This window comes from Sphingobium sp. WCS2017Hpa-17 (genome assembly GCF_031843765.1).
In the GTDB taxonomy this organism is placed as follows: domain Bacteria; phylum Pseudomonadota; class Alphaproteobacteria; order Sphingomonadales; family Sphingomonadaceae; genus Sphingobium.
The window spans coordinates 226,262-249,213 of record NZ_JAVTIV010000004.1 but is presented as its reverse complement, the minus strand read 5'-3'; the positions used below and the strand labels follow the sequence as shown (position 1 = coordinate 249,213).

23 protein-coding genes are annotated in these 22,952 nt (G+C 61.9%); 8 read left to right on the top strand and 15 right to left on the bottom strand.

The annotated features are described in order from the left end of the window. Positions 1-131: 131 nt before the first annotated feature. Genes RQH62_RS09890 through RQH62_RS09880 form a run of 3 tightly spaced genes read right to left on the bottom strand, consistent with a single transcriptional unit; the run spans position 132 to position 3,075 of the window. Positions 132-1,025 carry a plasmid partitioning protein RepB C-terminal domain-containing protein gene (locus tag RQH62_RS09890; RefSeq protein WP_311268587.1) on the bottom strand — a complete coding sequence of 298 codons (894 nt, stop codon included), beginning with the start codon at positions 1,023-1,025 and terminating at the stop codon, positions 132-134. Next, positions 1,022-2,596: a recombinase family protein gene (locus RQH62_RS09885; protein ID WP_311268586.1), complete on the bottom strand. Its 1,575-nt coding sequence runs from the start codon at positions 2,594-2,596 to the stop codon at positions 1,022-1,024. Before RQH62_RS09885 ends, RQH62_RS09890 begins: the two co-directional genes overlap by 4 nt. Then, positions 2,596-3,075, bottom strand: a complete 480-nt coding sequence (locus tag RQH62_RS09880; RefSeq protein ID WP_311268585.1) for a recombinase family protein — start codon at positions 3,073-3,075, stop codon at positions 2,596-2,598. The genes RQH62_RS09885 and RQH62_RS09880 overlap by 1 nt, the downstream gene beginning before the upstream one ends. 69 nt (positions 3,076-3,144) lie before the next feature. On the opposite strand from RQH62_RS09880, the gene RQH62_RS09875 reads away from it, so the two are divergent. The 3 genes from RQH62_RS09875 (at position 3,145) to RQH62_RS09865 (ending at position 4,965) form a co-directional block, all read left to right on the top strand. Next, positions 3,145-3,510, top strand: coding sequence for a hypothetical protein (locus tag RQH62_RS09875; protein WP_311268584.1), 366 nt, complete (start codon positions 3,145-3,147; stop codon positions 3,508-3,510). A 397-nt stretch (positions 3,511-3,907) separates the two neighbouring features. After that, a complete protein-coding gene (locus tag RQH62_RS09870) occupies positions 3,908-4,225 on the top strand; it encodes a DUF6481 family protein (protein ID WP_311268583.1) in 318 nt (105 codons plus the stop codon). Positions 4,226-4,344: 119 nt separating this feature from the next. Beyond that, a complete protein-coding gene (locus tag RQH62_RS09865) occupies positions 4,345-4,965 on the top strand; it encodes a spermidine synthase (RefSeq protein ID WP_311268582.1) in 621 nt (206 codons plus the stop codon). A gap of 31 nt (positions 4,966-4,996) precedes the next feature. Here RQH62_RS09865 and RQH62_RS09860 read toward each other — a convergent pair whose 3' ends face one another. From RQH62_RS09860 to ilvD, 5 genes are all read right to left on the bottom strand, one after another. Next, positions 4,997-5,647 (bottom strand): pentapeptide repeat-containing protein, encoded by a 651-nt coding sequence (locus RQH62_RS09860; RefSeq protein WP_311268581.1) that lies wholly within the window; start codon positions 5,645-5,647, stop codon positions 4,997-4,999. Positions 5,648-5,757: 110 nt separating this feature from the next. After that, positions 5,758-7,614, bottom strand: a complete 1,857-nt coding sequence (locus RQH62_RS09855) for a PQQ-dependent methanol/ethanol family dehydrogenase (RefSeq protein WP_311268580.1) — start codon at positions 7,612-7,614, stop codon at positions 5,758-5,760. A 109-nt stretch (positions 7,615-7,723) separates the two neighbouring features. Then, the gene (locus RQH62_RS09850) at positions 7,724-8,434 is read right to left on the bottom strand and encodes a response regulator transcription factor (RefSeq protein ID WP_311268578.1); all 711 of its coding nucleotides are present in this window, start codon (positions 8,432-8,434) and stop codon (positions 7,724-7,726) included. Then, entirely contained in the window at positions 8,401-9,825 is a 1,425-nt protein-coding gene (locus tag RQH62_RS09845; RefSeq protein ID WP_311268577.1) for a HAMP domain-containing sensor histidine kinase, read from the bottom strand. Before RQH62_RS09845 ends, RQH62_RS09850 begins: the two co-directional genes overlap by 34 nt. Before the next feature lie 132 nt (positions 9,826-9,957). Next, a complete protein-coding gene (gene ilvD / locus RQH62_RS09840) occupies positions 9,958-11,808 on the bottom strand; it encodes a dihydroxy-acid dehydratase (RefSeq protein ID WP_311268576.1) in 1,851 nt (616 codons plus the stop codon). Between the two features lie 212 nt (positions 11,809-12,020). Here ilvD and RQH62_RS09835 point away from each other — a divergent pair, with 212 nt between their 5' ends. After that, positions 12,021-12,710 carry a L,D-transpeptidase family protein gene (locus tag RQH62_RS09835; protein WP_311268575.1) on the top strand — a complete coding sequence of 230 codons (690 nt, stop codon included), beginning with the start codon at positions 12,021-12,023 and terminating at the stop codon, positions 12,708-12,710. 17 nt (positions 12,711-12,727) lie between these two features. Here the strand turns inward: RQH62_RS09835 and RQH62_RS09830 are convergent, their stop codons facing one another. Beyond that, positions 12,728-13,057 carry a hypothetical protein gene (locus RQH62_RS09830; protein WP_311268574.1) on the bottom strand — a complete coding sequence of 110 codons (330 nt, stop codon included), beginning with the start codon at positions 13,055-13,057 and terminating at the stop codon, positions 12,728-12,730. Positions 13,058-13,273: 216 nt separating this feature from the next. Between RQH62_RS09830 and RQH62_RS09825 the strand changes: the two genes are divergently transcribed. Further along, positions 13,274-14,584 (top strand): MFS transporter, encoded by a 1,311-nt coding sequence (locus RQH62_RS09825; RefSeq protein ID WP_311268573.1) that lies wholly within the window; start codon positions 13,274-13,276, stop codon positions 14,582-14,584. Positions 14,585-14,606: 22 nt separating this feature from the next. Here the strand turns inward: RQH62_RS09825 and ahpF are convergent, their stop codons facing one another. The 3 genes from ahpF to betI all read right to left on the bottom strand — a co-directional run bounded on the left by ahpF (position 14,607) and on the right by betI (position 17,709). Then, positions 14,607-16,187: an alkyl hydroperoxide reductase subunit F gene (gene ahpF, locus RQH62_RS09820; protein ID WP_311268572.1), complete on the bottom strand. Its 1,581-nt coding sequence runs from the start codon at positions 16,185-16,187 to the stop codon at positions 14,607-14,609. A 178-nt stretch (positions 16,188-16,365) separates the two neighbouring features. Continuing rightward, positions 16,366-16,929, bottom strand: coding sequence for an alkyl hydroperoxide reductase subunit C (ahpC, locus tag RQH62_RS09815; RefSeq protein WP_120250708.1), 564 nt, complete (start codon positions 16,927-16,929; stop codon positions 16,366-16,368). Positions 16,930-17,070: 141 nt separating this feature from the next. Beyond that, positions 17,071-17,709 (bottom strand): transcriptional regulator BetI, encoded by a 639-nt coding sequence (gene betI, locus RQH62_RS09810; RefSeq protein WP_311268571.1) that lies wholly within the window; start codon positions 17,707-17,709, stop codon positions 17,071-17,073. A gap of 135 nt (positions 17,710-17,844) precedes the next feature. On the opposite strand from betI, the gene RQH62_RS09805 reads away from it, so the two are divergent. Further along, positions 17,845-18,312, top strand: a complete 468-nt coding sequence (locus tag RQH62_RS09805; RefSeq protein ID WP_405053535.1) for a hypothetical protein — start codon at positions 17,845-17,847, stop codon at positions 18,310-18,312. An 89-nt stretch (positions 18,313-18,401) separates the two neighbouring features. Here RQH62_RS09805 and RQH62_RS09800 read toward each other — a convergent pair whose 3' ends face one another. Continuing rightward, the gene (locus tag RQH62_RS09800; RefSeq protein WP_311268569.1) at positions 18,402-18,740 is read right to left on the bottom strand and encodes a metalloregulator ArsR/SmtB family transcription factor; all 339 of its coding nucleotides are present in this window, start codon (positions 18,738-18,740) and stop codon (positions 18,402-18,404) included. A 289-nt stretch (positions 18,741-19,029) separates the two neighbouring features. Between RQH62_RS09800 and RQH62_RS09795 the strand changes: the two genes are divergently transcribed. Together RQH62_RS09795 and folP are read left to right on the top strand one after the other, a co-directional pair. Next, positions 19,030-20,157 (top strand): site-specific DNA-methyltransferase, encoded by a 1,128-nt coding sequence (locus RQH62_RS09795; RefSeq protein ID WP_311268568.1) that lies wholly within the window; start codon positions 19,030-19,032, stop codon positions 20,155-20,157. Between the two features lie 121 nt (positions 20,158-20,278). Beyond that, on the top strand, positions 20,279-21,394 hold the full coding sequence (gene folP, locus RQH62_RS09790) for a dihydropteroate synthase (RefSeq protein WP_311268567.1): 1,116 nt from the start codon (positions 20,279-20,281) through the stop codon (positions 21,392-21,394). 393 nt (positions 21,395-21,787) lie between these two features. Here the strand turns inward: folP and RQH62_RS09785 are convergent, their stop codons facing one another. Continuing rightward, on the bottom strand, positions 21,788-22,231 hold the full coding sequence (locus tag RQH62_RS09785) for a GNAT family N-acetyltransferase (protein WP_311268566.1): 444 nt from the start codon (positions 22,229-22,231) through the stop codon (positions 21,788-21,790). A 41-nt stretch (positions 22,232-22,272) separates the two neighbouring features. Then, positions 22,273-22,914 (bottom strand): hypothetical protein, encoded by a 642-nt coding sequence (locus tag RQH62_RS09780; RefSeq protein WP_311268565.1) that lies wholly within the window; start codon positions 22,912-22,914, stop codon positions 22,273-22,275. Between the last annotated feature and the right edge of the window lie 38 nt (positions 22,915-22,952).

The window sequence follows — 22,952 nt, the reverse complement described above, 5'->3', positions numbered from 1 at the left end:
GCGAGCGCAAATCCATAGACAAAGGCTGACCCATCCATGCTGGCCTCCTCCACCAACAGGGATTCTGAATCATAAAATCACGCTCTTGGAAACCCTTGCCGATTCATAACGGTCGAAATCCGCTCTAGAATTCATGGATTAGCGTCCGGAGTTTTAAGCCGTTTGGCAATGTTGTCCGGCATTGTGGAGAGGCCTTCATCTTCGAGAATGCCTAAAAATTGTTCATCTGTAATGAGCCGACGCATGGCTTCCGCGATAAATATAAGGCGATTTCTTGTTGAATCTGTACGCCTTATCATAGCGCGCTTACGATCTGTGTCCTCTTGATACGCTTTGACCAAGGCTTCAGCAGTCATTGGCACGCGATTTTTTTCGCGGCGACTCTTGACGCCTTTCCCATGGCGCTGTCTTGATTCAATGAGCTTGCGAACGGCTAGTAGCTTTCGTCCCTTGAGCAAGCCACGTTCGTATGCACTAGACAAGGCTGTCTGAACCTCGTGGTCTTCCGCTTCAGCGATTTCCACCGCTACACTTATGGGAATGGTGCCCGCCTCAACAGACTGCAGCAATCGTTGTTCACCCTTCTCTATTAGGCGGGCGACGCCTTGAACATACACCATTGTTAGGCCGGTCTTTTGAGCGATTTGCGACAGGCTATGTCCGCGCGACTGCATCCCGCAAATATCTTGCAAAAGGTCGACCGCGCGATGCTGACGCCGGGCGCAATTCTCCACAAGGCTGGCGATCAGGCAGTCTTCTGGATCAGCGGTAACGACAAGTGCAGGTATTTCGTGCTGGCCTAGCGCTTGATACGCTTCCAGGCGGCCCTGGCCGCACACCAAATCGTAGAATGGTCCGTCAGCTTCGATGCGTCGCGAAACAGTGATCGGCTTTTTGAGACCAAGCTTGGAAATATTGTCGACGATCGCCTTAAAGCTGTGTTTGTTGCGTGCGCGCGGGTTAACAACCGTAACCTTATCAATTGGGATCATTTCGATCCGCTGCGATGGGAGGGCCGAACTCATGCTGCCCGTCCAAGGCTTGCGCGGGCAGTCATGCTATAAAACGTATCCAACGTTGCAAAGCGGTAAGCGTCCAACGACAAGCCGTTATATTCCGCTAACCGCAACACGGCTTCGTGCATGTCCAGCCGTGGTAGCAAATAATAGTCGTGTGCCTGATCATTGGCACTGTCCATCCTAACCGCAACGGTGATGTCGGGTTTAAGGCAGGTATCCAGTCGAAGTTTCCAGCGTAGGGACCCAGCTGAAGTCTGCAGGCAGCGCACAATGATGATGGAGGCAGTAAACTCGTGATTGACGGTTAACAGGTCGGTATTCGGATCCTGAAATGAGAATCCACCAGCTTTGCCGATCCCTTCGCGCACCGTTTCGACGACATGAGGATAAAGCGATCTTAGTTTGCGGTTGATTTCTAGGTACCGGTAGTCACGATCAGGAGAGAAGCCCACCAGCGTATATGCTCGCAACAAGCTGCCGAATCGGTGCCGAAAAGAACTACTAGAGGGGCAGCCATCAACCTCATCAATTATCAAGCCTGACAAGTATCCGTGGCTAGATAAAATATCTGATAGAAGTTCGAGCATTCGTTTATCGGTTAGCCGATCAGCACGGCTCGCAATGATCTTTCGCGCGCCCTCGAATAACTCGATGGGCACAATCCGCGTGAACGCACCATCAGCCCTTATCCAATCCTCTGGGGCATTTTGAACATGCGTTGATTTGAGTTTAAAGGATGTTCGACCCCATACGTTGTTGCCAATATATTTTTCGTTGATGAGGAGCTGATGTACTGAACCTCGACTCCAGGTGCGACCCAGATCGGTCCTAATCCCCTTGCTGTTCAGAACCTCTGCAATTTGAATTTCGGACATACCTTGTAACACAAAGAGCTCATAGACCTCCCGAACAACCTCGAGTTCGGTAGCCGGTCCCGGCACGAGGACGACCCGGTCAGTTGCGATGCTCTTGTGTTCGCCGTGATCAAGTAATCCCTTTGAAGTTCCAGACTGATCGACCAGCATTCGCCTTAAGCCGAACCCGGCTATCCCGCCTTGGCGGTATCCTAGGCGGATCAGATTGGCTTGACCCGCGAACACCTTGACCGACAGCTCGCGGCTGTACTCGCCCGCCATCGCCCGTTTCACGGTCTTTATGATCGAAGAGCCTATGCTGCCGTCGTTCTCGAATTGCTCGCCGCAGTAGTGAACCTGGACGCCAGCTCGTCGGCATCGAAGCTCATATGTGGCAGCTTCGTCGGGGTCTTGGAACCGTCCCCATCGGCTAACATCATATACGAGCAAGGCGCTGTAGTCGGCCCGCCCGTTCTCTACATCTTCCAACAATCGTTGGAGGGCCAGCCGACCGCCCAGATTGAGGCCGCTTTTGCCCTCGTCGGCGTAGGTCCGCACAATCTCATAGCCACGCTTGTCAGCATAGCGCCGTATGGCCTCAGCCTGATTATCCGTCGAATATTGCTGATGCTCGGTCGACATGCGCACATATTCGGCCGCGCGAACCTTCGGAACGGTGGGAGCGGGTTCTGATGTGCCCGTCAGTGTCCAATTTATCACCATCACCGGCTCCAAGGCGGCTCTGCATCACAAGCCGGAAGTACGCGCTTGATCGCCTTGATGGTGAAGGAGCCGATGCTGCCGTCACCTTCGAACTGTTCGCAGCAGTAGTGAACGGCTACGGCCGCGCGTGCGCATCGGCGTTCATAAGCTATGGCTTCGTCAAGGCCCTGAAATCGGCCCCACCGGCTTACGTCGTAAATCAGCAGAACGCTAAAGTTAGCCCGGTCGCTTTCCACATCATCCAGAAGTTGTTGGAGCCCTCGCCGGCCGCGATGGCTTAGGCCGCCTATCCCATGGTCGGCATATGTTCTAACGATCTCGTAGCCGTGTTCATCAGCGTAGCGCCGGATAGCTTCGGCCTGAGTGTTGATTGCAAATTGCTGGGGCACCGCCGCCATGCGCACGTATTCGGCTGCCCGGCCCTTTTGAGCGACGGATGGGACTTCTGACGCCCCTGATGGTATCCACTCCGTAACCATTGCCGGTCCAAAAAGACTCTGCGGTCCAGGCCGCTGCAATAATTCACTTAGTGCAAAAGGCACGGTACCATGGTTCCTAAAAGCGGAACTCGGGTTCCCAAATTACCGTTTTCGCTTTCCGATGCGGAATTTGCGGAGATGATTGCAGAGGCGCTCCAGCAGGAACTGGGCGGGAGCCGACGAGCGTCTAAGACGATCATGGCTTGGACAGGCGTCACCGACCATACTGCGCGGGCATGGCTGAATGGACGGAAAAGCCCCAGCAGCGCTCACTTGTTAGGACTGGCGGCAAATTGTCCGCCGGTGATGGTTCTCCTGCTGCGTCTTACGGGCCATGACCGGATTTCCATCGACATTGAGTTGATTGAGCTTGAAGCCGAGTTGGAAAGGATGCTCGCCATCGTTCAAACTATTCAGTCTGAACGCGAGCGCTAACTAGATTTTCGTCGCCAGCTGCTAGGTGCCATCCGGGTATCCGGGTATGGCGCAGGTCGAAATCGCTCACCGCTTCCTACCAAAGTGCTTTCATTAGGAAACTTCCCAAACCATAACTCTGCTGTAAATGGGTCTGGCGTGGGGAAAGGGCAAAAAGGCCTTTCAATATGACTCAAAATCGTTAGAAAGCCTGATCGCTTGCGCGAACCGTCAGTCGCCTTCGTAATGATGGGGTCACGTGTTCGAGTCACGTAAGCGGCACCATTCCTCCGGTAGGAACTCCCTGAAATCCGTGGCGAAAATGTCTTTCGGCTGATGGCCGGGGGATGGCTTGGTTTATGCGCCTCTGGGCTGACCCAATGGGTCGGGCGTGGGACAGTGAGTACAGAAGGACGATATGCGCGGATATAAGGAACCCGGTTTCCAGGATCGGACTGCGGCGGCGCAGGACGCGAGGAAGAAGGCGCTGGAGCAGTTGCGCGCCAAGCCGCCTTTGAGCGAGGCTGAGCAGGCGGAGCGGCTGGCGAAGAGCCTCGCCAAAGAAGCGGCTGCGCAGGAAAAGCGCGAGGCGGTGCTGCGCGAGCGGGAAGCGGCCAGGGTCGCCCGGCGCGAACAGGCGGAAAAGGCGGCGGCGAACCAGCCGGTTGCCCTGACCGACGCGGAACGCAAGGCAGCGCGCGACGCACGTTATGCGGCGCGCAAGGCGCGTAAATAGGGCATTTTCCGACCCCATGTGAAGGATCGTTTCTGGACCAGATTGCTAGCAGCCTCACCCCATCTTCCCCCGATCCTGTAGAACTTGTCGATATAGCGGATATACCCGGCGGCGGGCAGTTGCGGCTGCTCCGGTCCGATGGCGATTACTCCATCCAGTTCGGCTCGGAAGAGCTGATGGGCAGCTGCGATCATGTGTCGGAGGAGGCGTTGGCGGCGCTGACCTGCGCGCGGCTGGGCCATCGCGATGGCGTCGTGCTGATCGGCGGGCTGGGCATGGGCTTCACGCTGGGCGCGGCGCTGGCGGCATGGTCGGCGCGGTCATCCATCGTCGTGGCCGAACTCGTGCCCAAGGTCGTGACCTGGGCCAGGGGGCCGCTTGCGCATATCTTCCGCGACCATTTGTCCGATCCGCGCCTGACCATCGACGTCAGCGATGTCCATAATGTGATCGATGCCTCGACCGATCGGTTCGATGCCATCCTGCTGGATGTGGATAATGGTCCCGACGGCATGATCCGGCCGGAAAATGAGCGGCTCTACTGCAACTGGGGCCTGCGCTCGGCCCATGGTGCGCTCAAATGCGGGGGCATATTGGCGATCTGGTCGGCCTATCCGGCCGGGGAGTTTGGCCCGAAGCTGGAAGATGCCGGGTTCACGGTCGAAGAGGTGCGCGTGCCCGCCTTTGCCGGCAGCGTGGATGAATTTCACCATATCTGGTTCGCGCGGCGGGTGAATTAGAGCGTCGCAGACCCCGTTCGGGACGCCCGGCTTATTTTTCGCCGTTGCGTCGCCTTTCCCTGGCTTCGGTCTGCCATACGGTATCCCCGCTTTGCCAGCCTGTCGGGCAACCGGCGCAATCCTTCATCCAGGCATCCTGAAATACGGCAAAACGGATGCGCGACCCATCCATGGTCGCGCGTTCCAGATTGGCTTCGTAGAATTTCGCTTCCAGCAAATCGGTATGGATCAGCCTGGCGCCCTTGAAGGAGGCGCCCTTCAGCAAGGCTTTTTCCAGCGTCGCAGCAGTGAAATCCACACCGTCGAAGCTGGCGTGGCCCGCCCGCGCAAACGCCAGATTGGCACCCCGCAGCGATGCGCCTGTCAGTTGCGCGCCATTGAGGAACGCCATGGACAGGTCCGCTCCGTCCAGTTCGGCGCCCTCCATATTGGTGCCGGTCAGGTTCGCATGGCGCAGATCGGCGCGTGCCAGCTTCGCCTGTCGCAGGTCCGCGCCGGTCAAGTCAGCATTGGCCAGATCGGCGAAGCGCAGGTCCACGCCGGCGCAGGATGTACGCGGGGCGATGGTGCAGCCGTTCACGGTCCATGGGGACGGGCGCTCTTCCACATTGACGATTTTCTGCTGGGCTTGGGCAGGCGCGGCGATGGACGCGGCCAGCAGGGCAAGGCAGGCGAAACGCATGAGACGATCCGATCCATGGCGGGAAAAGGGGGTGTCCGGGCGGAGGCGCGAGGGAGGTCGCGGTCCGCCCGGACGCTTCGCGCGGCGTGTCGGCGCCGCGCCAAGACAATTCAGGCGTCGGGCAGTTCGAACACCCAGAAGGAGCCACCCTGACTGACGGTGCGGGTCAGGTCCGCCATGTCACCGCCCCACAGCGGCACTGCGCCGCCATAGCCGGAGGCGAGGCCGATATATTGCTTGCCATCCTCTTCCCAGACGATCGGCACGGACACCACGCCGGACCCGGTCTGGAATTTCCAGAGTTCCTCGCCGGTCTTGGCGTTGAAGATCTTCACATAGCCGTCGCTGGTCCCCTGAATGACGATGTTACCCTTCGTCGTGACGTTCCCGCCCCATAACGGCAGATGTTCCTTGGCCTCCCAGGCGATCTTGCCGGTCTTGGGGTCCATGGCCCGCAGCACGCCGACATGATCGTCGAACTGCTTCCTGATGCGGAAGCCCTGACCCAGATAGGCAGCACCCTTGTTATAGGTGACGTTCTCGGTCCAGTAATCTTCCGACCAGTCGTTGGACGGGATGTAGAACAGGCCGGTGCCGGGATTGTAAGACATAGGCATCCAGTTGGTGCCGCCCAGGAAATTGGGCGTCACGCGGATGCTTTCGCCCTTCTCCTTGCCCGGCGCGGGTGGTGGTGGCCGCTGGCCCGGATTTTCGATCGGCCGGCCATTGGCGACGTCCCATTTGCTGGCCCAGCTGATATTGGGGACGAAGGGGTAGATGCCGAGCGCACTGCCCTTCTGCTTGCTGATCTTCCCGTCGCGTTTGGTCAGCTTGTCGAGGTCGGTCAGGAAGAAATAGCCGTTGCGGTCGGCATGGGCGCCCGCCCGGATCGTCTTGCCGTCCTTTTCCAGATCGAACAGAACGATCGGGTTGTTGCCGGAAAAGTCCCACGCATCGTTGGGCGTATGCTGAAAGAAGCCGACCGGTTCGCCCGTCGATGGCTCGATATAGACCTGCCCCGACGTATAGAGGCTGTCGCCGGGCGATCGCTTCCAAGTGTTCCATGGCGCGGGGTTGCCGGTGCCGATGACGATGGTGTTGGTCTTTTCATCATAGGTGGCCGATTGCCATGGCGCGCCGCCGCCATGATTCCACGCCTCGACCTTCTTGCCGTCCTTATCATTGGGCCAGCTGGGCGCCTTGGGATCGCCGGTGAAGCTCGACGGCTTGCCGTTCAGGCGCCCCTGATGCCCCTCCACCATCGGGCGCATCCAGATTTCCTCGCCAGTGTCGGGATCGCGGGCGTAAAGTTCGCCCACCACGCCGAATTCATCGCCCGACGATCCGTGGATCAGCAGTACCTTGCCAGTCTTCTTGTCCTTCACGATCGTGGGTGCGCCGGTCATGGTATAACCGGCCTTGTGATCCTGAAACTTCTTGTTCCACACGACCTTTCCGGTCTTGCGATCGAGCGCGACCATCCCCGCGTCCAGCGTGCCGAAGAAGATCTTGTCGCCATAAATGGCCGCGCCGCGATTGACGACATCGCAGCAGGGGCGGATGTCGTCGGGCAGGCGGGCGGTATAGGACCAGATTTTCTTGCCGGTCTTCACGTCCAGCGCGAACACGCGGCTGTAGGAACCGGTGACATAGATGACGCCGTCATAGACCAGCGCCTGACTTTCCTGTCCCCGCTGCCGTTCGTCGCCGAAGGAAAAGACCCATTTGGGCACGACCTTCTTCGCATTGTCGCTGTTGATCTGGGTCAGTTCGCTATAGCGCTGCGCCTTCACGCCCAGGCCATACATCAACACATTGTCGTTGCTTTTATCGTCCGCCAATATGTCTTCCCAGGTCACGCCGGGCAGCTTGAAATCATGTTTCTGTGCCGCCGGCTGGCCGATCACCGGTGCCGCGCCCAGCACCGCCATGGCGCAAGCCAACAGACGCCCCCGTCTTCCCATCATCGCATCCTCCTAAAGCCAGACTGCGGTCATTCCCGCTTGTCGAAGCCAAGAGTAGGCGGCGCTTTATGAGATGGTCCTGACGACTTTATGAGAAACGCCTCAGACTGGCTTATGCTTTGGTCCGATGCCGCAGCAGGAATCCGACCCCGCGCACGGTCGAAAGGTCGGGTGCGTCCTCGTGGCGGGACAGATGCTTGCGCAGGTATCCGACATAAACGTCCACTGCATTTTCGGTGACTTCCGCATCCTGCCCCCACACTTCGTCCAATATCTGGCCTCTGGTGACGACCTGTCCCGCCTGCCGCGCCAGACAATGCAGCAGATCGAACTCGCGGCGACTGAGGGGGAGGGGCATGTCCCCCACCCGCGCCGACCGGCTGCGCAGGTCGATCACCAGCCCGTCCAGCACGATCCGGTCCTGCGACCCGGCGACGCTGCGCCGGATCATCACGTTCAGCCGCGCCAGCAATTCCTCGAACGAGAAGGGTTTGGTCAGATAATCGTCCGCGCCGCAGCGAAAGCCATCCAGCCTGTCCTCCAGCTCGGCGCGGGCGGTCAGCATGCAGATGGGCAGGTTGTTACCCTTTGCGCGCGCCTCTCGGCAGAGGTCCGCACCATCCGCGTCGGGCAAGCCCAGATCCAGGATCGCCGCATGAAATTGGCCCGATGCCAACCGTGACTGCGCCCGGCGCCCCAGCGTCTGCCACTCCACAGCATAGCCTTCCGCAGTCAGGCCACGATGGACGAACCGGCCGATACCCGGATCATCCTCCACCAGTAGAATCCTCAGACCCGCGCCGGCAGCCTCAGCGACACGCATAATCCCTCTCCCTCCTGTCTGTTACAGGCGCTGATCCCTCCAGCATGGGCCTGCGCGATCCAGCGCGCCAGCGACAGGCCAAGGCCGGTGCCGCCGAGCGACCTGCCCGCCTTGCCCTGTACATAGGGATCGAATATCCGCTCCAGTTCGCTGTCCGCGATGCCCGGTCCTTCGTCCGTGACGACGATGCCCATTTCACCATGTCGACGAGTGCCGCTCAGCCGGATCGTCCCGCCGGGCGGTGAAAACTTCACTCCATTGTCGATCAGGGCCAACAGGGCTTGTTGCAACCGATCGGGGTCGCCGATCACCGGCATCGGCTGGTCCAGCGATGCCAGTTCCAGTCGCACGCCGCTGGCCGTGGCAAAGCCGACCGCGTTCCGCGCGACCTGTTGCGCCAGTTGGGCCAGATCCACCGGATCGGACCGCAGAGGCAATACGCCGTCTTCTGCTCGCGCCAATGTCAGCAAATCGTTGAGCCGCCGTTCCAGAAACAGATTATTGTCCAATATCCGATGCAGGGCATCACGCAGGGTCGGGGCATCGTCATCAAGCCGCAGGGCGACTTCCGCCTCGCCGCGCATCACCGTGACTGGTGTGCGCAATTCATGGCTGACTTTCGACAGGAACAGCCGTCGGCGCTGATCGGTTTGGGCGAGGCGTCGGTTCAGTGCTTCCAGTTCGGCCGTGCGCAAGCGGACCTTCTGTTCGACGGCCTGCGCCATATCGTCAAAATGGTCGATCAACTGCCGCATCTCCAGCAGGCCACTGGCGGGCAGGGGCTGGCGATCATGCTCGTCGGCGACCCGTTTCGTCGCCTGCGCCACGGCCTCCAGCGGTCGCACCAGATGACGCCACAGGATGAAGGCGATTCCCAGCGGCAGCGCGAGCAGCGCCATGATGATGACCAGGATCAACCGCCACGCATCGCTCTGCGCCTGCCGCGCCCTGGCCGTTGCATCCTCGGCCTCGTCATTCTCCCGCGCGGCGATGTGCCGGACCAGCGCCCGGATGTCCGGCAGGGCGGCCGGGGACGATTGCAGCATCCGGGCAAGGCGCCTGGCGTCGGCGGCCTCCCGTGCCTGATAGTCGCGCGTTGATGCTTCGCCTCCCAGCATGGCGGTTTCAGCATCGATGCTTGCGAAATAGGCGGTCACGGCATCGGCGAGGGCGCGCCGCGACGGGGCTGACGGGTTGAACAGTGCCTGTGCGGATTCCGCGTCGATCCGCGCCAGCAGCAGTGCCTGCCTTTGCGCCATGTCCGCGCGCTGCGCAAATTGCTGCGTCGATCCTTGCAGGTAGACTATGGTGCCCAGCAGGGTGACAAGCGCCAGTGCCATAGCGGTTGCGCTGGTCAGGAACAGGCCCCGAAAACTGATCAGAGCCCGCACCGATCCTCTCCCGCCGGCCAATCCCCTGACGAGGATAGGGTGCGATGGGGCGAGGGTCTGTTATACTAAAGGAGAAGAGTCATGCCCCGCCCGTCGGTCCGTTGACAGGCGGGCGGGGGCAGGATCAGGGGATCAGCGCTCGATCTGGCTGACGTCGCGCACCGCGCCCTTGGCGGCGTTGGTGGTCATCGCGGCATAGGCGCGCAGGGCCGGGGAGACTTCGCGCTTGCGGCCGAAGGGCTTCCACGCCTTGGCCCCGCGCGCTTCCATTTCGGCGCGGCGGGCGTCGAGGATGGCGTCGTCCAGATCGACCTTGATGACGCGCGCGGGAATGTCGATGACGATCGGGTCGCCGGTCTGGACCAGCGCGATCAGGCCACCTTCCGCCGCTTCGGGCGAGACATGGCCGATCGACAGGCCCGACGTGCCACCCGAAAAGCGCCCGTCGGTGATGAGTGCGCAGGCCTTGCCCAGCCCCTTCGACTTCAGATAGCTGGTCGGATAGAGCATTTCCTGCATGCCGGGTCCGCCCTTGGGTCCTTCATAGCGGATGACGACGACGTCGTTCGCCTTCACTTCATTGCCAAGGATACCCGCGACCGCCGCATCCTGACTTTCATAGACGCGCGCCGTGCCGTGGAAGACGAGGATGCTCTCATCCACGCCGGCGGTCTTCACGATGCAGCCTTCGGGCGCCAGATTGCCGGAGAGCACGGCGATGCCGCCATCCTTGGAAAAAGCATGTTCGACCGAACGGATCACGCCCTTTTCACGGTCGGTGTCCAGTTCCTCCCAACGGGACGACTGGCTGAACGCCGTCTGCGTCGGCACGCCACCGGGCGCGGCGCGGTAGAAGTTGCGGACTTCTTCGCTATTGGTGCGGCCAATGTCCCAGCGGGCGAGCGCGGCGGACATGGTCGGGGCATGCACGGTCGGCAATGATCCGTCGATCAGGCCGCCCCGCTCCAGTTCGCCCAATATCGCCATGATGCCGCCGGCGCGATGGACATCTTCCATATGGACGTCGTTCTTGGCCGGTGCGACCTTGCACAGGCATGGCACGCGGCGCGACAGTCGGTCGATATCCGCCATGGTGAAGTCGATGCCGCCCTCGAACGCGGCGGCCAGCAGATGCAGCACCGTGTTGGACGACCCGCCCATCGCGATATCCAGGCTCATCGCATTTTCGAACGCGGCGAAATTGGCGATGTTGCGCGGCAGGACGCTCTCGTCATCCTGTTCATAATAGCGTTTGGTGATGTCGACGATGACATGGCCGGCCTCACGGAACAGCCGCTCGCGATCGCTATGGGTCGCCAGCGTCGATCCATTGCCCGGCAGCGACAGGCCCAATGCTTCGGTCAGGCAGTTCATCGAATTGGCGGTGAACATGCCAGAGCAGCTGCCGCAGGTCGGGCAGGCGGACCGTTCGATCGTCTGCACTTCCTCGTCCGTGTAATTTTCGTCGGCGGCGACGACCATGGCATCGACCAGGTCGAGCGCGACCTTCTTGCCGCGCACCGTCGCCTTGCCCGCTTCCATCGGCCCGCCCGACACGAAGACGACGGGGATGTTGAGGCGCATCGCGGCCATCAGCATGCCGGGCGTGATCTTGTCGCAGTTGGAGATGCACACGATCGCGTCAGCGCAATGGGCGTTGACCATATATTCGACGCTGTCGGCGATCAGGTCGCGGCTGGGCAGCGAATAGAGCATGCCGCCATGGCCCATGGCGATGCCGTCATCGACCGCGATGGTGTTGAATTCCTTGGCGACGCCGCCCGCCGCCTCGATTTCCCGCGCGACCAGCTGGCCCAGATCCTTCAAATGGACATGGCCCGGCACGAACTGAGTGAATGAATTGGCAATGGCGATGATCGGCTTGCCGAAGTCCTCGTCCTTCATGCCCGTCGCGCGCCATAGGCCACGCGCGCCCGCCATATTGCGGCCATGGGTGGTGGTGCGGGAACGATAGGCAGGCATGACTCGGAATCCTTCAGACTATGATGCGGCCCCTCTACAGACTGCAACGCGGCTGTGAAACATTTTATTCCTTTCTCCGGCCATTTCTATCATATTATTACGAGCGGTTTGCGCTGCTGCCTCGGCCGATCCATGTCCCATGATGGGACCGGCGGGGTGGGGCAGGGCGACGCTGGGCTGGCGCTGGCGAAGATCATGGTTAAGAAAGCATTATGCCTTCTTCCCGGCCCCGGTCCCTGCTGCGTCCCCTTGCCCTCGCAACTCTGCTGAGCCTGTCGCTGCTGGCGACCAGTCCCGCCGACCCGGCACGCGCGGCGGAGGAGGGCGTGCTGGCGCCGGGCGGCTATCGCTGGCTGGGGCAGGGACCGTGGGATGGCCCCATCTACATGGTCATCAGCATCGAAAGGCAGATGATCCATGTCTATAGCGGCGACCAACTGATCGGGCTGGCCAGCGTGTCGACCGGCATGAAGGGGCACCGTACCCCGACCGGCGACTATCCGATCCTGCAAAAGCGGCAATGGCACCGCTCCAACCTCTACAGCAATGCGCCCATGCCCTATATGCAGCGGCTGACCTGGGACGGGATCGCACTGCACGCCGGGCATAATCCGGGTTATCCCGCCAGCCACGGCTGCATCCGCCTGCCCTATGCCTTCGCCCGCGACCTGTTTGCGCTGACGAAGATCGGCACACTGGTGGAAGTAACGCAGGCGCGATTGAGCGCGGCGTTGAAATATGACGCGCTGGTGCTGAGCGATCCGGGCAGCACGGTGGTAACGTTTGGCCCGGCGCGGGGGAGGGGCGGCGTCACCCTGCCGCCGATGCCCGTCGATGCCGGACAGGACGAAGTGCCGATGCTGGAGATCGACCCCGGCATTTTCGGGATGGTGCGGCGGTAGTCGACAAGAAGCGGCCATTAGGACGAGCGAAAAATACCTTTAAAAGCAGACCACAGGCCGGGAGGTTTGGGCGGCAGGACAATTGGATATTTGAAATCCCAACTACGATCCTTAGCAGGCACGCCATTGATGGAATATTCTATGGCGTCGATGTCGCCCTCTGGCCACACGATGATCTCCTTTTCGCTGATCAATTCAATTTGTGCAGCGTCGCCAGTTTCGGGAGCATCCCACGCCAATGTTAGCTTCTCACTTGGCAGCAGTTCAAAACAACGCGGCCATGGCTCTACAGAAACGTAGATGGGCCACGGCTTTTCATTAAGGAACGTTTGCTGGATTCGCGCCATGTATATGGCTTAGCTCATTACTTTAAGCACGCCAAACGTCTGAATTGACGACGGCCTGACTATAAAGCCGCCATTCTGGAAACCACCCATCTTCGCCATTTCCATTGTCTCAGCATGATATCGTGATGCCAATCTTCCGGCTCGTCGCAGCCCCCTTTCAACGCGACCAACATCGGCGCACAAAGGGGCGTGCGGCGACGAGGCGAAGGAGCATCCATGCAGGTCCACCCTACGTCCGCCCAACCGCTGCCCCATCGCTCCCTCGCGGTCGCGGCGCTTTCCACCATCGTCGAATGGTATGACTTCACCCTCTATCTCTATTTCGCGACCGTCTTGTCGCGGGTCTTTTTCGGCGGCGGGGCGGTCGGGCTGGGGGATGCGCTGGCGGGCTTTGCTGTCGCCTATCTGATGCGACCGATCGGCGCGGTCGTCTTTGGCCATATCGGCGATCGCTATGGGCGGCGGCCGACCATGATCCTGTCGATGGGGATGATGACCGCGGCGATGCTGGCGACCGCGCTGCTGCCCACCCATGCGCAGGTCGGCCCGGCGGCGGGGTGGATGATGATCGGCCTGCGCTGCCTGATTGCCTTCTCCGTGGGCGGCGAATATACCGGCGTGGTCGCCTATCTGCTGGAGGGCGCACGGGCGGAGCGGCGCGGGCTCGTCACATCGCTGGCGTCGGCGGCGAGCGAAGTGGGTGCGCTGCTGGCGGCGGGTGTGTCTGCGCTGACTGTAGCGTCGCTGGATGAGGGTGCGTTGGCGGCATGGGGATGGCGCATCCCCTTTCTGGTGGGCGCGGCGCTGGCCGGGATCATATTGCTGGCTCGATCGACCATGGAGGAATCCCCCGATTTCCTGCGGCAACAGGCGCAGGCGACCACGCCCCGATCGCCACTCCGCCACAGCCTGACGCATCACAAGGCCGCCATCGGTCGGGGTTTTGCGATTTCTGCGCTGGGGTCGATCACCTATTATGTCGGCATCACCTATGTGCCGGCCTTCCTGTCCGCCATGGGCACGACCGGGGAGGCTGACGCGCTGTGGCTGTCCACGCTGGCGGCGCTGGCCGTCATATTGGTGACGCCGCTGACGGGCCTGCTGACCGACCGGATCGGGCGCAGGCCGGTGCTGGTCGGACTGGCGATTGCGGGCGTCGCCCTGCCGATGCTGCTGTTCCTGATGATGCAGGGCGGTTTCGCACTGGCGCTTTCCGGAGCGGTCTTGCTGGCCTGCCTTGGCGGTGCGGTCAGCGCGGTCGGCGCAGTGGCGACCGCGGAACAGTTTCCAGGTGAGGGGCGGCTCAGCGGCCTTGCCTTCGGTGCGACCAGCGCGACGGCGCTGTTCGGTGGACTTACTCCATGGCTGGCGCATCATCTGGTGGAAGGCAGCGGCTGGGCCGCCGCCCCCGGCGCCATGATCGCGCTGGTGGCGCTGTGCGTGCTGCCGGTGTTGCTGCGCTTGCCGGAAACCGCGCCGCGCATCGGCAAAAAGGCCGATCCGTCGCCGGATCGGCCTTCTTCGTAAATCCCCGCTCAGGGGTGTTTGGTCACGCTGCCTGCTCCGCTTCCTCGCTAGCCGGCAGGCGGATCAGATAATCGAAGGCCGACAAGGCCGCCGTCGATCCCGCCCCCATGGCGATCACGATCTGCTTATAGGGCACGGTTGTGCAGTCGCCCGCCGCAAAGATGCCCGGCTGGCTGGTTTCGCCACGCGCGTCGATCTCGATCTCGCCACGCGGCGACAAGGCGATCGCGTCTTGCAGCCATTCGGTGTTGGGGACGAGGCCGATCTGGACGAAGATGCCTTCCAGTTCGACGTCATGTTCCGTGCCATGGTTGCGGTCCTTGTAGGACAGGCCCGTCACCCGCTCGCCATTGCCGTCCACTTTGGTCGTCAGGGCCGATGTGATGATCTTCACGTTCGGCAGGCTGGCGAGCTTGCGCTGCAACACCGCGTCGGCGCGCAACTGGCTGTCATATTCGATCAGCGTAACATGGGCGACGATGCCGGCCAGGTCGATGGCCGCTTCGACGCCGCTATTGCCGCCGCCGATCACCGCCACGCGCTTGCCCTTGAACAGCGGACCGTCGCAATGCGGGCAGTATGCCACACCCTTGTTGCGATATTCGTCCTCGCCCGGCACACCCATCTGCCTCCAGCGGGCACCGGTCGACAGGATGAGGGTGCGGCCTTTCAGCGACGCGCCATTTTCCAGCACGACTTCATGATAGCCGCCTTCGGTCTTGGCCGGCATCAGCTTCGCCGCCTTTTGCAGGTTCATGATCTCGACGTCATAATCCTTGACGTGGGCTTCCAGCGCGGAGGCCAGCTTCGGCCCTTCGGTGCGCGATACCGAGATGAAATTCTCGATATCCATCGTGTCCAGCACCTGACCGCCGAAGCGTTCGGCCGCGACACCGGTACGGATGCCCTTGCGCGCCGCATAGATGGCCGATGCCGCGCCGGCGGGGCCACCGCCGATCACCAGCACTTCGAACGGGTCTTGCTTGCGGATCTTCTCGGCCGCCTTGGCTTCCGCGCCGCTGTCGATCTTGGCGACGATCTGTTCCAGTTCCATCCGGCCCTGCCCGAAGGGTTCGCCGTTCAGGAAGATGGTCGGCACCGCCATCACCTTGCGCGCATCCACCTCGTCCTTGAACAGGCCGCCGTCGATGGCGACATGGCTGATCCGGGGATTGAGCACGCTCATCAGATTGAGCGCCTGCACCACGTCGGGGCAGTTCTGGCAGGACAGCGAGAAATAGGTTTCGAACGCGAAATCGCCGTCAAGGTCCTTCACCTGCTGGATCAGATCCTGCGCGGCCTTCGACGGATGACCGCCAACCTGCAACAGCGCCAGCACCAGCGAGGTGAATTCATGCCCCATCGGCAGACCCGCGAAGGTGACGCCAATATCAGTGCCCACGCGGCGGATCATGAAGCTGGGCTTGCGCTTGTCGTTACCGCTCACGACCGAAACCTTGTCGGACAGTTCCGCGATTTCGCCCAGCAACTCGTTCATTTCGCGCGACTTCGCGCCATCGTCCAGTGACGCCACCAGCTCGATGGGCTGCGTGATGTTCGCCATATAGGCCTTCAACTGGCCCTTGAGATTTGCGTCCAACATCTTGTGCTACTCCATGGGTTGGCGCGCCGCTGCGGGGCACGCGACTATCCGGTTGCCGGAATGGTGCGACCCGAAGGTCCGGCAAGAAAGATAGCGATGAATATCTTGATAAAAACCCCGCCGGGCCGGGGAGCGTGATGCTCGACCCGGTCCGGCAGGTGCCTTTACAGGTCTTGGATTAGATCTTGCCGACCAGGTCGAGCGACGGGGCCAGCGTGGCTTCGCCTTCTTCCCACTTGGCGGGGCAGACTTCGCCCGGATGGCTGGTCCAGTACTGGAGCGCCTTCACCTTGCGAAGCAGTTCGGCCGCGTTGCGACCCACGCCCTCAGGGGTGATTTCAACCAGCTGGATCACGCCTTCGGGATCGAGCACGAAAGTGCCGCGGTCGGCCAGGCCGACGCCTTCGCGCAGAACGTCGAACTGGTTGGCCAGCGCGTGGTTCTGGTCACCGACCATGAAATAGTTGATCTTGCCGATCGCCGGCGACGTGTCGTGCCAGGCCTTGTGGCTGAAATGCGTGTCGGTCGATACCGAATAGACTTCCACGCCCATGCCCTGCAGGGTCGGGTAGATGTCGGCCAGGTCTTCCAGCTCGGTCGGGCACACGAAGGTGAAGTCGGCCGGGTAGAAGAAGAAGACGGCCCACTTGCCCTTCACGTCTGCGTCGGTGATGTCGACGAACTTGCCTTCCTTATAGGCGGTGGCCGAGAAGGGCTTCAGGGGGGTGTTGATGAGAGCCATGGGCTTCCTTTTCCTGATGAAGAATATTGCGTTTGCGAAGACCCATGTAGGGACGAGGTCGATTCGGGGGAAATTGCTTTTCTCGGATGTGCTAAGTGAGAAAAGCGATCAGAGCCTTCGCCACTGATCGACGCTATCGCCTTAAATCTGCAATAACTTCCCCATCGCATCCTCTACCATCGCCTGCGCCTCTTCCGGTGAGAAAGTCGATCTATCGAGGCAAAGCTCCAGCCACAGGCCATCCACCAGCGCGCTCAGGCTGATTGCCGCTATCCGTGTCTGCGAAGAGGACAGGGCAGGGGCGGCCGCCTGCAACAGCGCCTCCAGTTGCGCGCGGGTGCCGCCATAGACGTCGGCATGGACTGCGGCGATCGCCGGATCGGACTTGACGAGGCTCCAGAAGGCGATCCAGGTGGCGAGCAGGTCGGGATCAAGGATCGGTTCACGAAAATTGGCCTGAAGGCAGGCGCGCAGCCGGTCGCGCGGATCGTCGCCTGCCGCGTCGATCGCGGCGTCCAGCGCGGCGGATACGCGGGTGCCCACATCGGCATAGGTCGCCAGGATCAGCGCATCGACGCCGTCGAAATAATGGGTCAGCAGGCCGGATGAGACGCCCGCCCGCGCACAGATGGCACGGACCGACGTGCCGCCGACGCCCTTTTCGGCGAGGCAGCGCGCGGTTGCCTCGATCAGTGCCTGACGCCGTACGTCGGCTGCTTCGCGCACGAATCGCGCCCGTGGTCTGGTCGCGCCGGTACGCTCTCCAACTTTGTCATTCATTGTCATTCCCCCAATGCGTCTTTGCGCGCGGACGGGGCGGCTGGCAAGAGAGCGTCTATGTCGGATGCCATGTCCCTGGGATCATATCGGGACATCCGATGGTTGTGATCGGGACAAGAAGGAGACTGACGGATGATGCGCGCCCTTTCCCCGCTGTTGTTGCTGCCGGTGCTGCTGGCCGGTTGCGCCAAAAGTGCCGACAATGAAGCGGTGGCCAACAACGCCACCAATGTCGCGTCGGTCGAGACGTTCGACGAGAGCGACGCGGCCCCGATCGATAATCAGGCCGGCAACCAAGGTGCCGACGCGCGCCTGCCGACCGACGACTGGGTCGGCAAATGGACCGGGCCGGAAGGGCTGTTCCTGGACATCCAGCCTTCGCCCGACGGAAAGCCCGGCCATTATGCTCTGACCAACAAGGATAATCTGGACCGGCAGGGCGATTATCCGGGTGTTGCGGAAGGGACAACGATCCGCTTCGTGCGCGATGGCAAGGATCTGGCGATCCGGCCGGGTAATGGCGACGAAACCGGCTTCAAATATCTGGCCGGCAAGACTGACTGCCTGATCGTGGTGAAGGGGCAGGAGGGTTACTGCCGTTAGAAGAGGCCATTATGGGGGATTTCCCGCTATCCCCCGGCTCCGAACGGATGTTGGATTGCGTTTCTAATTGGGAGGGTTTGCCATGAGGGTTAGCCTGCCAACCCCTCCAGCGCCGAAAAGCGCTGCGACCACAGCGCCCCATGGATCGCCATCCACTGGATCACCGGGCCAAGCCCCTTTACCCGCGCCGCATACCAGGTTTCACGGCCGGCCCGGCGCGCGGTCACAAGGCCGGCACGTTTGAGCTTGGCAAGGTGGCGGGACACCATCGGCTGGGATACGCCCGAAACCTGGGTCAATGCCTGCACATTCTGTTCCCCCTCCCGCACCAGCGTCTCCAGCAGGGCACGGCGCGTGCCGTCGGACAGGGCCTTGAACAGGGCATCGGTGGCGGCGTCGCGATCGGCGTTTCGTGATTCACTTATCATCGTTAATCCATAATCATATGGTTATTAATATGTCCAGTTTTACGCGACGACTCGCCTGTTTTCGGCGTTAACCAAAAAAAGTCAGGCGGGCGGCGGCGGAGAGTCTTTTGCGCAACACCGCCTCATGTAGAGTCTACGGCGACTCGGTCGACTCAATATCTTGTGGGTGCCCGCTTCGTTCTCATCGCCGTTAACTATTTTCTGAAGCCCGGTGCCTAAGCTGCTGATCTTGACGGCGGACTCCCGAGGACTCAGTGCTGGGCCTCAAGACGATATGGGGGCCACGAATATGGGTGTTATGGAGCGCGTCGCAGCGCCGCGGCGGAAGAAGGCGATTGTGCCCGTAGAGATCGAGGCGAACCGTCTGCTGCGCGGCGATTGCATCGCGCAAATGGCCAGCCTGCCCGACGCCTGCATCGACATGATCTTTGCCGATCCGCCCTACAACCTCCAACTGGGCGGCGACCTGTTCCGTCCCGAAGGTGGCCGCGTGGACGCGGTCGACAATGACTGGGACAAGTTCGACACGCTGGGCAGCTATGACCGCTTCACAAAGGCATGGCTGCGCGAAGCGCGCCGTATCCTCAAGCCCAACGGCTCGATCTGGGTGATTGGCAGCTATCACAATATCTTCCGCGTCGGCACCGCGCTCCAGGACGAAGGCTTCTGGATCCTGAACGACATCATCTGGCGCAAGTCCAACCCCATGCCCAATTTCAAGGGCACGCGCTTCACTAATGCCCACGAAACCCTGATTTGGGCCAGCCAGGGCGAAGATGCTAAATATACGTTCAACTACAAGGCGATGAAGACGCTCAATGACGAGTTGCAGATGCGCTCCGACTGGGTGCTGCCGATCTGCGGCGGGCAGGAGCGGCTGAAGCGCAACGGGACCAAGGCGCATCCGACGCAGAAGCCTGAAGCGCTGCTCTATCGCGTGATGCTCGCCTGCACCAAGCCCGGCGACGTCGTGCTCGATCCCTTCTTCGGCACCGGCACCACCGGCGCGGTCGCCAAGCGCCTCGGCCGCAAATGGATCGGCATCGAGCGTGAACCCGACTATATCGAGGTCGCGCTGGAACGGATCGAAGCGGCGCTGCCGCTGGACGAAAGCGCGCTCACCATCATGCAGACGGCGCGCCAGCAGCCCAAGGTCGCCTTCGGCACGCTGGTCGAAACCGGCTATCTCAACCCCGGCACGGTATTGATGGACAGCAAGCGTCGCTGGCAGGCGGAGGTCCGCGCGGACGGCTCGCTCAGCGTCGGCACGGACAGCGGCTCCATCCACAAGATGGGCGCCACGCTTCAGGGCGCGCCAAGCTGCAACGGCTGGACCTTCTGGCATGTCGAGGTGGACGGCAAGCTGGCCGCGATCGACACGCTGCGCCAGACCTATTTGCTGGCGAACGAGCCTTAACCCCGACCTTGCAATTCCGTTCGGGCTGAGCGAAGTCGAAGCCCATGCCTGAGCGGAGCGAAGGCACCTCACGTCGTTCGGTGTCGCCCTTCGACTTCGCTCAGGGCGAACGGGAGTATAGATGACACTTCCCCCTCACGCCCGCCTCTACCTCAAGCCCACATGGTTCGTGCCGACACCGATCGGTCAGCCCGATGGCAGCGTGGCGCGGATGGGCAATGGGCTGATGTGGTTCCAGGGCTATGAACTCAGCGCCTTCGACGGCGCGCGCCGGATCGCGCGGGTGACGGTGCCGGTGACGGATTTCGAGGCGACCCTCGCCACGCTGCCCGAATCGCTGGCGCAGCGGGCGCAGCAACTGGCGGTGAATATCTCGGCGCAACGCACGCCGTTGGTGCTGGGTGATCGGACGATCCGCTTCGACGCGCCGCAGGTGATGGCGATCCTCAACATCACGCCCGACAGCTTTTCCGACGGCGGCAAGCATGTGAGCGATTCGCAGGCCGCCGCCGATGTGGGCTTCGCCATGGCGGCGGCAGGGGCCGCGCTGATCGACGTCGGCGGGGAATCGACCCGGCCCAAGGCGGCGAAGGTCTGGGAAGGCGACGAGATCGCCCGGATCGTGCCTGTGATCGAGCATTTAGCGGCGGCGGGCGTGCCGGTGTCGGTCGATACCCGCAAGGCCGCCGTGATGGAGGCGGCGCTGGCCGCCGGCGCAAGGATCATCAACGACGTCAGCGCCTTGGTGCATGATCCGCGCAGCCTGGAGGTGGTGGCCAAGGCCGGCTGCCCGGTCATCCTGATGCACGCGCCGTCGGCAGGCGACGATCCGCATGACAATCCCGCCGGCTATGGTGACGTCGTGGCCGATGTGTTCGATCATCTGGAGGCGCGAATCGCGGCGGCGCAGGCGGCGGGCATCGCGCGCTCGAACATCATGGTCGATCCGGGCCTTGGTTTCGGTAAGAGCCTGGCGGACAATCTGGCGCTGGTGAATGGCCTCGCCACCTTTCAGGCGCTGGGCGTGCCCTTGCTCTTTGCGGGCAGCCGCAAGCGGTTGATCGGCGCCCTGTCGAACGAGGCGCCGGCGGCGGAACGTCTGGGCGGCTCCGTCGCGCTCGCCTTCCGCGCGGCGCAGCTCGGCGCGCAGATGGTGCGCGTGCATGACGTCAAGGAAAGCGTGCAGGCGCTGCACCTGTGGCGCGGCTTGGCGGATGCGGGACTGAGCGCGGTTTGAGGGCTGGCTGGTTTCGAGCATAGGCGGACCTTCCTTCTCCCCCGGAGGGAGAAGGATACGAAGCCTTACCGCGTAGCGGTTAGGCGAAGTTGGATGAGGGGTGGGGGCTGGCGCAAGACTGGCGTATTAGCGTGAGGTTGTCCCCCCTCACCCAGCTTCGACTAGGCAGCAAGCTGCCAAGTCTACGCACCCCTCTCCCTCAAGGGAGAGGGGTAAGAAACGTCCGCCATCCACCCAAAGCTGTCCTACGCCGGCCTGGACTGCTACGGTCCGTCTCGCTCTATCGCCGCATCTCACCCACGTAACAAAATATCCCACTCTTGTTACGTAATGTCGAAACCAGCGGGAAATGTGCGAAGTTAAGCGCCGCGCTTCCTACTCTCGCTACACCGGTCAACCGATCCGCAGTCCATAAAAACGGCTGTCAACGGCCATTCTGGGAAAGCGGTCGGGCAGCGCTTCGGGTTGCACCAACCCAAAACCATTCTTCTCGTAGAAGCGATGCGCGGCCAGAAAGCGATCGGTGGTGCCCAGCCAGATCTGCGCGACGCCCCGGTCCCGCGCCTCCGTCATCAGCGTGTCCAGCAACGCCTGCGCCACGCCGGCTGATCGTCCGCGATGGCTGGCGACGACGAACATCTTGCGCAGCGCCGCCTGACCCGCACCGATATCCCTGAGCGCGATCGTGCCGACCAGTCGACCATCGTCCTGCGCAACCCAGAAGTCGCCGGTGCCACTCTGATAAAAGGCCGGAATATCGCTCAGGTCCGGTTGGTCCTGCGCGGTGATGGCGATGCCATATTCGTCGCGCTGGATCGTCAGGATCAGGTCCAGCACTCCCGGCTGGTCGGCGGGGGTGAAGCAGCGGATCGTCAGCGTCAGTTGGCGGGCTTCTTCGCGGCCGGTGTGGCGGCATTGGTGGCGGGCGCTGCTGCGGCCGCTTCCGCCTCAGCCTTGGGCGCAAAGGCGCGCAGGCTGGCCAGCGTCTGTTCGGCGACGCCCTGATATTGTTCGCTCAGCATTTCGGGATAGACGAAGGTGGCGGTCACGATCGATCCGTCTGCCTGCTTGAGCAGGCGCAGCGCCACATTATTGCCTTCGCCGTCATTGGCGGTGCCGCGATATTCATTCTCGCCGATGAAGTCGCCATCGACCCCTTCGGCCCCGCTGCTGACCGCTTCGACGATCTGCTGGAGCGTCTGGTCATTGTCATTCTTCTGCCAGAAGACGCGGACGTCCGCGCCGGCACCCGGATCCTGATAGACCGCGCCGTCGGCGTTGCTGGCGTCCTTGTCGATGGTCCAGCCTTCGGGGAAGGTGACGGAAAAGCCGCGCGTCTGGTTCACATAATTGCGGTTCTCGACCTCGTCCGCCTGCGCATTGGCGATCGCATTGGCCGCGGCGGCATTGGCGGCGTTGGCCAGTTCCTCCTGGCTCGGCATGTCGGCGACCTTTTCGGTCCGGCCGCAACCGGCGAGCAGCACGAGGGGGATCAGGGCGGCGAGGGCTGGATGTTTCATGGCCCGATCCAAAGCATAGCCGCGCAGATATTTCAACG

Bases quoted from the DNA above. Each gene is read 5' to 3' on its own strand.
- RQH62_RS09890 (WP_311268587.1), bottom strand. From the start codon at position 1,025: ATGAGTTCGGCCCTCCCATCGCAGCGGATCGAAATGATCCCAATTGAT.
- RQH62_RS09885 (WP_311268586.1), bottom strand. From the start codon at position 2,596: ATGGTGATAAATTGGACACTGACGGGCACATCAGAACCCGCTCCCACC.
- RQH62_RS09880 (WP_311268585.1), bottom strand. From the start codon at position 3,075: ATGGTTACGGAGTGGATACCATCAGGGGCGTCAGAAGTCCCATCCGTC.
- RQH62_RS09875 (WP_311268584.1), top strand. From the start codon at position 3,145: ATGGTTCCTAAAAGCGGAACTCGGGTTCCCAAATTACCGTTTTCGCTT.
- RQH62_RS09870 (WP_311268583.1), top strand. From the start codon at position 3,908: ATGCGCGGATATAAGGAACCCGGTTTCCAGGATCGGACTGCGGCGGCG.
- RQH62_RS09860 (WP_311268581.1), bottom strand. From the start codon at position 5,647: ATGCGTTTCGCCTGCCTTGCCCTGCTGGCCGCGTCCATCGCCGCGCCT.
- RQH62_RS09855 (WP_311268580.1), bottom strand. From the start codon at position 7,614: ATGATGGGAAGACGGGGGCGTCTGTTGGCTTGCGCCATGGCGGTGCTG.
- RQH62_RS09850 (WP_311268578.1), bottom strand. From the start codon at position 8,434: ATGCGTGTCGCTGAGGCTGCCGGCGCGGGTCTGAGGATTCTACTGGTG.
- ilvD (WP_311268576.1), bottom strand. From the start codon at position 11,808: ATGCCTGCCTATCGTTCCCGCACCACCACCCATGGCCGCAATATGGCG.
- RQH62_RS09835 (WP_311268575.1), top strand. From the start codon at position 12,021: ATGCCTTCTTCCCGGCCCCGGTCCCTGCTGCGTCCCCTTGCCCTCGCA.
- RQH62_RS09830 (WP_311268574.1), bottom strand. From the start codon at position 13,057: ATGGCGCGAATCCAGCAAACGTTCCTTAATGAAAAGCCGTGGCCCATC.
- RQH62_RS09825 (WP_311268573.1), top strand. From the start codon at position 13,274: ATGCAGGTCCACCCTACGTCCGCCCAACCGCTGCCCCATCGCTCCCTC.
- ahpF (WP_311268572.1), bottom strand. From the start codon at position 16,187: ATGTTGGACGCAAATCTCAAGGGCCAGTTGAAGGCCTATATGGCGAAC.
- ahpC (WP_120250708.1), bottom strand. From the start codon at position 16,929: ATGGCTCTCATCAACACCCCCCTGAAGCCCTTCTCGGCCACCGCCTAT.
- betI (WP_311268571.1), bottom strand. From the start codon at position 17,709: ATGAATGACAAAGTTGGAGAGCGTACCGGCGCGACCAGACCACGGGCG.
- RQH62_RS09805 (WP_405053535.1), top strand. From the start codon at position 17,845: ATGCGCGCCCTTTCCCCGCTGTTGTTGCTGCCGGTGCTGCTGGCCGGT.
- RQH62_RS09800 (WP_311268569.1), bottom strand. From the start codon at position 18,740: ATGATAAGTGAATCACGAAACGCCGATCGCGACGCCGCCACCGATGCC.
- RQH62_RS09795 (WP_311268568.1), top strand. From the start codon at position 19,030: ATGGGTGTTATGGAGCGCGTCGCAGCGCCGCGGCGGAAGAAGGCGATT.
- folP (WP_311268567.1), top strand. From the start codon at position 20,279: ATGACACTTCCCCCTCACGCCCGCCTCTACCTCAAGCCCACATGGTTC.
- RQH62_RS09780 (WP_311268565.1), bottom strand. From the start codon at position 22,914: ATGAAACATCCAGCCCTCGCCGCCCTGATCCCCCTCGTGCTGCTCGCC.